General features: G+C 43.8%; 6 protein-coding genes. 5 read left to right on the top strand and 1 reads right to left on the bottom strand.

Annotation, left to right across the window (positions count from 1 at the left end; translation table 11 throughout):
• Positions 1-186: 186 nt before the first annotated feature.
• From VB740_RS34680 to aepY, 5 genes are all read left to right on the top strand, one after another.
• Positions 187-1,140 carry an NAD-dependent epimerase/dehydratase family protein gene (locus VB740_RS34680; RefSeq protein WP_323204347.1) on the top strand — a complete coding sequence of 318 codons (954 nt, stop codon included), beginning with the start codon at positions 187-189 and terminating at the stop codon, positions 1,138-1,140.
• A 571-nt stretch (positions 1,141-1,711) separates the two neighbouring features.
• Positions 1,712-2,308 (top strand): CDP-alcohol phosphatidyltransferase family protein, encoded by a 597-nt coding sequence (locus VB740_RS34675; RefSeq protein WP_323204346.1) that lies wholly within the window; start codon positions 1,712-1,714, stop codon positions 2,306-2,308.
• Positions 2,309-2,584: 276 nt separating this feature from the next.
• On the top strand, positions 2,585-3,340 hold the full coding sequence (locus tag VB740_RS34670) for a phosphocholine cytidylyltransferase family protein (RefSeq protein WP_323204345.1): 756 nt from the start codon (positions 2,585-2,587) through the stop codon (positions 3,338-3,340).
• 190 nt (positions 3,341-3,530) lie between these two features.
• Positions 3,531-5,186, top strand: coding sequence for a phosphoenolpyruvate mutase (gene aepX / locus VB740_RS34665; RefSeq protein WP_323204344.1), 1,656 nt, complete (start codon positions 3,531-3,533; stop codon positions 5,184-5,186).
• Positions 5,187-5,462: 276 nt separating this feature from the next.
• Entirely contained in the window at positions 5,463-6,614 is a 1,152-nt protein-coding gene (gene aepY / locus VB740_RS34660; protein ID WP_323204343.1) for a phosphonopyruvate decarboxylase, read from the top strand.
• A 557-nt stretch (positions 6,615-7,171) separates the two neighbouring features.
• On the opposite strand, the gene VB740_RS34655 is transcribed toward aepY, so the two are convergent.
• A partial coding sequence (locus VB740_RS34655; RefSeq protein WP_323204342.1) for a tetratricopeptide repeat protein occupies positions 7,172-8,114 on the bottom strand: 943 nt, incomplete at its 5' end.

Here is an 8,114-nt window from a genome sequence, read left to right as displayed (position 1 = left end):
TCCTAAATGAGTTGTGAAAATCGAGAGACTCAGATCCCCGACTTCTCAAAGAAGTCGGGGATCTTATTGTTCACGACTGATTTAGGACTGCTATATTGCCTATTGCCTATCTACTAAGAACATTATTGTTTATAATTATTAACCTGTGAATATAGAGATGAATCAGGATATAAAAAAATAGGCAACATGGCTAAAATTATCGTTACTGGAGCCGCAGGCTTTATTGGCTCTCATCTTGCAGAAACATTGCTGGAACAAGGAGAAGAAGTAATCGGGATTGATGAATTCAATGATTACTACGATCCTATGTTAAAGCGTAAGAATGTTGCACACTTAAATCAGTCACCTAGCTTTACCTTAATTGAAGGAGATATTCAGCTTTTAGATTGGCAGAAACTCCTAAAAGATGTTGATGTAGTTTACCATCAAGCGGCCCAAGCAGGGGTAAGAGCAAGCTGGGGTAAATCTTTTAGAGGTTATACAGAACGAAATATTAACGCTACACAAGTTTTGCTGGAAGCAGCAAAGGATGCTAAACACCTGAAAAGGTTAGTGTTTGCCTCTTCGTCAAGTGTATATGGTGATGCAGAAACATTACCTACCCACGAGGGAATTTGTCCTCAACCAGTTTCTCCTTACGGCATTACGAAGCTAGCAGCGGAGTTTTTGTGTGAACTGTATCACAAAAACTTTGGCGTACCCTGTGTGACATTGCGCTATTTCACAGTATATGGCCCCAAACAGCGCCCAGATATGGCATTTCATAAGTTCTTTAAATCCATTTTGCAGGATGAAGCAATTCCTATTTATGGCGACGGACAACAAACACGGGAGTTTACGTTTGTTAGTGATGTCATTGCCGCCAATTTAGCCGCCGCCACTGCACCCGAAGCAATGGGAGAAATCTTTAATATCGGTGGCGGTAGCAGGGTAGTTTTAGCAGAAGTCTTGGATACGATTGAAGAAATTGTCGGGAAACCAATCAAAAAAAACCATATAGAAAAGGCGATGGGAGACGCCCGCCACACTGCTGCTGATGTATCTAAAGCGCAAAAAATTCTGGGATATCAGCCGCAAGTCTCCCTAAGAGAGGGTTTGATAGAGGAATGGAAGTGGGTTAAGTCTTTGTATTTACTCTAGACAAGTAGGGACTGGGGGCACATTGGTGTCAACTGAACGTGAAACGCTTGTCAAGACGTAATATTGAGTTCATTCATTTACCATTACGCTCCACGTCACCCCGCCCCGGTTTTGTCCAAAGCCAAAACCGCCCCTCCCCAAAGCATCGGCTACGGTGTACACACAAGTCACCAGTTTTATCCCAATACGCTTGGGATAAGCCAGAAACCCCTCATGTAGAGACGCGATTTATCGCGTCTAAAAGACTGACATGTTAGAGAGACGCGATAAATCGCCGTCTCTACAAAGAATGGACTCGTCAATTATTCCTTGACAGACTAGATTGTTAATGAATCTTGTCTTAGCTTTTGCCCTTTGCATTTCTTGTTGACACCACGCCCTGCATTAAAAATCTTTTGCACAAACTTAAAAAATAATCTATATCTTAAGCTAGATGTTAAAATTTTCAATGTTATAGCAATCCTAAAACATTCGTGAAGAAAATTTATTGCTTCCCTCCACAACTAATTTCACAACTCAAATAGGATTGTTATATGAATATTCCAAAATCACATCAAATCCAAGTTCATCTATGACAACCAAGCCTTGGGATGCTCAACTTGCTTACTGGCTAGTTCGACCTCTAAAAGACAGTTGGGTAAACCCCAATCATCTCACCACGGTGCGACTTGTGACAGGATTGGCGGCTGCCGTAGCGATTGCAGTTGGCGATGCCATTTGGGCTAACATTGGAGCAGGGCTGTTTGCTTTATCCAACTTTCTAGATCACACCGACGGTGAATTAGCTCGTTTGAGTGGAAAAAGCAGCAAATGGGGACATCAGTATGACCTCGCTAGTGATGCCATTATCCACATTCTTTTGTTTGTGTGTATTGGATATGCTCTTAGGGAAGGAAGATTTGGTTGGTGGGCGTTGCTTATGGGGATAGTATCTGGGGTGTCTGTTGCTTGCATCTTTCATTTGCGAAACCAAATGGAACAGCGTTTAGGTAAAGATGCTACTCGCCAACCAAATTTTGCCGGATTCGACATTGAAGATGTGCTGTATTTGTTTCCCATAGTTACTTTACTGAATGGGCTAGAGCCATTACTAATAGCAGCTACAATTGGGGCACCAACTTTTGCTGTATGGGTAATTTGGCAATTTCGAGCATTCCCGCAGAACTAGTACTGCAAGGCAGAAGCCAAAAAGCTTTAACATTTTTTCTCGAATATGAAAGATGCGTAGGCGTAGCCCGTAGTGGACATCGCCTATTTTGGTTTTCGCCAAGTGTTTCGCTCTTAGCATCACCATATTGCATTCCTTCTACCTTTTGCCTTCACCATTGTTTCTTCCATGTTAAGAATTGATTAACAAATATCCTCTTGGGTAAAAAACAGTCATTATAAAATACTGGGAAATTTCCAGATTTCCTGATGTTTTAGCTTTGTTGGTGACTTGACAATGAAGGCAATTATATTAGCTGCTGGCGTTGGACGACGCTTAGGTAAAGATGGGCAAAATCAACCCAAATGCTTACTGAAATTTAACGGCAAATCTTTATTAGAGCGCCATTTGAACTATCTTCGTTATTACCAAATTGATGAAGTAGTAATTGCTGTGGGTTATCAAGCACAAAGAATTCAGAATGAAATCAAAGCATTGGGAGCAGGAAATTGGGTTAGTACAGTTTATAATCCTGACTATACTAAAGGTAGTGTGATTAGCCTTTGGACTTTACGTCAACAGCTAGTTGCTGGCGATGACATATTATTGATGGATGCAGATGTTTTATATAATCGCAGCATCATCGAACGGCTGGTAAAAACAAATATCCCCAACTGCTTCTTGCTAGATCGTGATTTTGAACCTGGGGATGAACCCGTAAAGCTTTGTGTTAGAGATAATGAGCTAGTAGAGTTTCGCAAACAGCTAGCTCTTGGTTTGGTTTATGATTTTGCAGGCGAATCAGTAGGATTCTTTCGTTTTGGAAGTGCTGTTGCTCACCGTCTTGCTACTCGCACAGAACAATATGTTGCTGATGGGCTGGAAAATGAACCTTATGAAGAAGCAATTCGTGATCTATTATTAGAAACTCCCGAAACATTTGGCTACGAAGACATTACTGGATTACCTTGGCTGGAAATCGATTTTCCTCAAGATATTGAACGTGCCCAAAACGATATTTTACCTCAGATAGAAGTCGCAGAAAATGTCTGAAAATATCTTTATTTATAGTGGTTTTGGTTTGGATACATTACAGTTTGACCTCTCTCCAAACCTCTCTCCTAAAAGGAGGGAGGCTTTGAATCTTACCCCCCTTCCCTACAAGGGAAGGGGCTGGGGGTTAGGTCTGTATTCCATGTAATTGAGAACCGCAATATTATCTAGGTTGAAAAAAGCAGAATAAATGCATCAAATATTTGCACCCATTGTCACCGCTGCAAAATTAAATAAGTGTGCCCAACTAAGGTTATTATTAGAATCGCCTCAACTCGATTTCATCATGGAAGCTCACAATGGGATTAGTGCCCGCATTGTGGAAGAGGCGGGATTTAAAGGAATTTGGGCGAGTGGATTAGCACTTTCGGCTCAATATGGCGTTCGAGATAATAATGAAGCCAGTTGGACTCAAGTTGTGGAAATGCTGGAGTTCATGTCTGATGTCACCAGCATCCCGATTTTGTTAGATGGGGATACTGGCTATGGCAACTTTAATAATATGCGCCGTCTGGTTAAGAAGTTAGAACAGCGAGGCATTGCTGGAGTCTGTATTGAAGATAAGCTTTTTCCCAAAACTAACAGTTTCATCAACGGTAGTCGCCAAGCTTTGGCTGATATTGATGAATTCTGCGGCAAAATTAAGGCAGGCAAAGATAGTCAGACAGACCCAGATTTTTGCATCGTCGCCCGACTGGAAGCTTTGATAGCCGGATGGGATCTTTCGGAGGCAATGCGCCGAGCTGAAGCTTACCACGCCGCCGGAGCAAACGCGATCTTGATTCACAGTAAATCATCGCGCCCTGACCAAGTGCTAGCCTTTGCCAAAGAGTGGGCGGGTCGTTCGCCGTTAGTGATTATACCGACTAAATATTACAGCACGCCTACTGATGTTTTTCGTAAAGCTGAAGTTAATTTAGTCATCTGGGCAAACCATTTAATTCGAGCTGCTGTTGCTAGTATGCAAGCGATCGCCCGCGAAGTTCAAGCCAGCGAAACTTTAATCAACATTGAAGATGAGATTGCTCCGGTAAAAGAAATTTTCCGGCTACAGGGTGCTGATGAACTCATAGAAGCCGAAAAACGCTACTTCAATAATGGACGAAATGATATCCAAGCGATCGTTTTGGCTGCTAGCAGAGGGCAAGAGTTAGCAGGGTTGACGCAAGATAAACCAAAAGTTATGTTACCCCTTGGAGGTAAACCACTGCTCAGGTTGTTGGTGGACAAATTTAAGAAACTTGCCATCAACGATATTACCGTTGTCGCAGGTTACAAAGCAGAAACTATCAATGTTCCGGGAACTAAAGTCATCCGCAACCCCGATTATGAAACAACAGGAGAATTAGCATCCTTAGCCTGCGCTCAAACCAGCTTTGGCGAAGAGATGCTGGTACTTTACGGCGATTTACTATTTAGAAGCTACATCCTGCAAGACTTATTAGAATGTCCCGGAGAAATTGTGGCTGTAGTTGATTCTGTTGGGAACAGCAAGTCTGTTAGCGGTTCACCTGACTACGCCTATTGTTCAATTCCAGATGACCTTTCTTTGTTTGGACAGGATGTCAACTTGTTGGCCATTTCTAAAACAACACAAACGCAATTAGGGAAATCTAGCGGCCGCTGGATTGGGATGCTGCGCCTGCGGAGTCAAGGTAGAGAGTGGCTGAGTGAAGCACTTAATGAGTTGCAAAAACGGCCGGAATTCAACAGTTTGGGTTTACCAGAATTATGTAATTATTTAATCGAGCAAGGAAAACCGATTAAGGTGCTTTATATTCGCGGTAACTGGTTAGATGTTAATTCTTTAGATGATCTTGATCTTGCTTTTCAATTGAAACAATAGGGAGTAGGGAGTGGGGAGTGGGGAGTGGGGAGTCGGAGTTCTAAACTTGACGCTTTGAGTTCTGAGGCTGAAGTTTTGAGTTCTGAGGTTGAAGTTCCGAGTTCAAAGTTCCGAGTTCAAAGCCTGAAGTTCCGAGTTCTGAGGTTGAAGTTCCGAGTTCAAAGCCTGAAGTTCCGAGTTCTGAAGCTCAAGTAATCATCTTTCCTCTCAACTCCCCAGTCCTCAATCCCCCTTCCCCACTCCCTACTCCCCACTCCCCACTCCCCACTTTTAATTATGATTCAGGCAGAGGAATTTGTAGAAGCTGCGCGTAATCTTGGCTTTGGGTGGTACACGGGTGTACCCTGTTCTTTTCTCACGCCTTTTATTAACTACGTCATCAATGACGTTCAACTTAAATATATCTCCGCAGCCAATGAGGGAGATGCTGTAGCGATCGCAGCTGGAGCCGCAATTGCTGGTAAACCTGCTGTGGTGATGATGCAAAACTCTGGTTTAGGGAATGCAATTAACCCGTTAACGTCGCTCACTTATATCTTTCGGATTCCACTGCTGCTGATTTGTACCTTGCGAGGCGATCGCAATTTGCAAGATGAACCGCAACATGAATTAATGGGGCAAATCACAGATAAATTGCTGGAAACCATGACTGTACCTTGGGAATATTTTCCTACAGATGCAGCAGAAATAGAGCCAGTTCTCCAAAGAGCCACAGCTTACATGCAACAAGAGCGTCGCCCTTATGCTCTAATTATGCGTAAAGGCTCAATATCTCCCCATACCCTCACCCGTTCTTCCATCCCCAAACGAGAAGATAGTAGCGCTCATATTCACCAAAGCTTTTTTCAAGATAATCGCCTTTCCCGCAGCCAAGCACTAGCGCGGATTGTGGAACTTATTGATGCAGAAAACACTGTCATAATTGCCACAACTGGTTACACGGGACGCGAACTCTTCGCCAGTAAAGATAGTGCCAATCATCTTTACATGGTTGGGTCGATGGGCTGCGCTTCCTCAATGGGATTGGGGCTATCTTTAGCACGTCCAGACCTCAAAGTTGTGGTGATTGATGGCGATGGAGCAGCACTGATGCGAATGGGTAATTTTGCGACTATCGGCACTTATGGCGGTGCTAATTTGACCCATATTCTCTTAGATAATGAAGTCCACGATTCCACAGGCGCACAAGCCACCGTTTCTGCGGGTATCTCCTTTGCCAAAATTGCCGAAGCGTGCGGCTATGGACTGACATTCGCCGGAGACGATCCAGCCCTTTTAGATGCTTTATTTACCGCAGATACTAACACTAGACCGAAATTTGCTCATCTCAAAATCCGTCCCGGAACCTTAGAAAAGCTACCCCGTCCCAACCTCACCCCAGAAGCTGTTTTGCAACGCTTTATGAAACACATTGGTTCCCAGCTATAGCCCAGACCCTGGATTTACCCCTCTTAATCCCCCCTTATAAAGGGCTACGGTGTACACACAAGTCTTGAAATCCCACCTAAAACTTGGTTTCGTTGCCCTAGCCCTAAAAATTAGCGAGATAAATGGAGTTTTCAGTTGCCCAAATTTTGGGTATTTATAGAGCTGGAAGGCTTGGAACACTTGCGGAATATACTTGTGTGTACACGGTAGCTTATAAAGGGGGGAAACAAGAAAATCTAGTTCCCTCCCCTTGACAAGCGATGCCCTGAGCTTGTCGAAGGGGGGAGGGTTAGGGTGGGGTAATTCGACTTGTGTGTACACGATAATCTCTTAAGGCAGAGATTTAGAGAAAGGTAAAACGGTATTGCATAAGCTAATGAGCATTTAAGTTGCATAACACCAGGGCTGAAGCCCTTACTACAAGCGAATCAGTCTGGAAAAATGAATGACGATTAGCTTACAAGCGGATCGCTTCGCTATATTTCGTCTATTCCATATTGAACCAGAGCATCGCACTTTTACAAAAGTCAGATAACTTCATTTTTTTGCACAATGTCTCACTGATTCTGTAGCTTCTTAACTTCTGCTTCCGTAAACGGATTCTTCCCCGCGCGTAAATCTTTCACCCAGCGCTGCCGTTGTGCTTTACTATCTTTATCTTCAGTTTGAGCGATGTATGCTTCAAAGTCTGTAATTGCCCCTTGGGTGTCGCCTGTTAGCGCCCTAGCCAAGCCACGATTATTACGAATATTGCCATCTTCAGGTGCAAGGGCAACGGCTTGTTCACAGGCTGGTAAAACATCGGCGGCTTGTTTTTGCAGACTCCCGCCCCAGCATAGTCTATTCCAAGAATCAGCAGGAATTTCGACTTTTGGATCGAGCTTGAGGGCTGCGGTATAAGCTGCTAGTGCTTCCTTAAACTTTTTCTCTTCTAAGCGACTGTTCCCTTCATTAACTAAGCGTTCAGCTTTGCCTTTGTTGACAAACTCTTGTGCTTTTATCTGGGGTTCAAATTTTAAATTAGCATCCCACTGCTGTGCTTGGCGGAATTTGACAACAGCATTATCAACATATTCATTTCGCGCTAGCTTCTCACCTTGGATAACTAATACTGTCGCGGCTTGCAACAGGCGAGGCGGAGTTTGGCATTCCGTTAGTTCTTCCAACACTTCTGGATGGACAACCAAATAATTGTTGAGCAAGCCACAACCATCTTTGACTAACTTATTTAAATCCAAATTCCATATAATTATCGTCTTGTCATCACTTGCAGAAGCCAGCCTTTGCCCATCGGGGCTGAACACCACGCTTAAGACCGGACTGCTATGCCCAGTCAGGGTTTGCACAGCTTTGCCTATGGCGACATCCCAGAGTTTGATCGTGTTGTCAAAACTTGCAGAAGCCAGCCTTTGCCCATCGGGGCTGAACACCACGCTTAAGACCCAACTGCTATGCCCAGTCAGGGTTTGCACAGCTTTGCCTATGGCGACATCCCAGAGT

The organism is Nostoc sp. UHCC 0251, assembly GCF_034932245.1.
Classification (GTDB): Bacteria; Cyanobacteriota; Cyanobacteriia; order Cyanobacteriales; family Nostocaceae; genus Nostoc.
The sequence above is the reverse complement of the archived record's forward strand: the minus strand, read 5'-3'. Positions and strand labels throughout refer to the sequence as shown.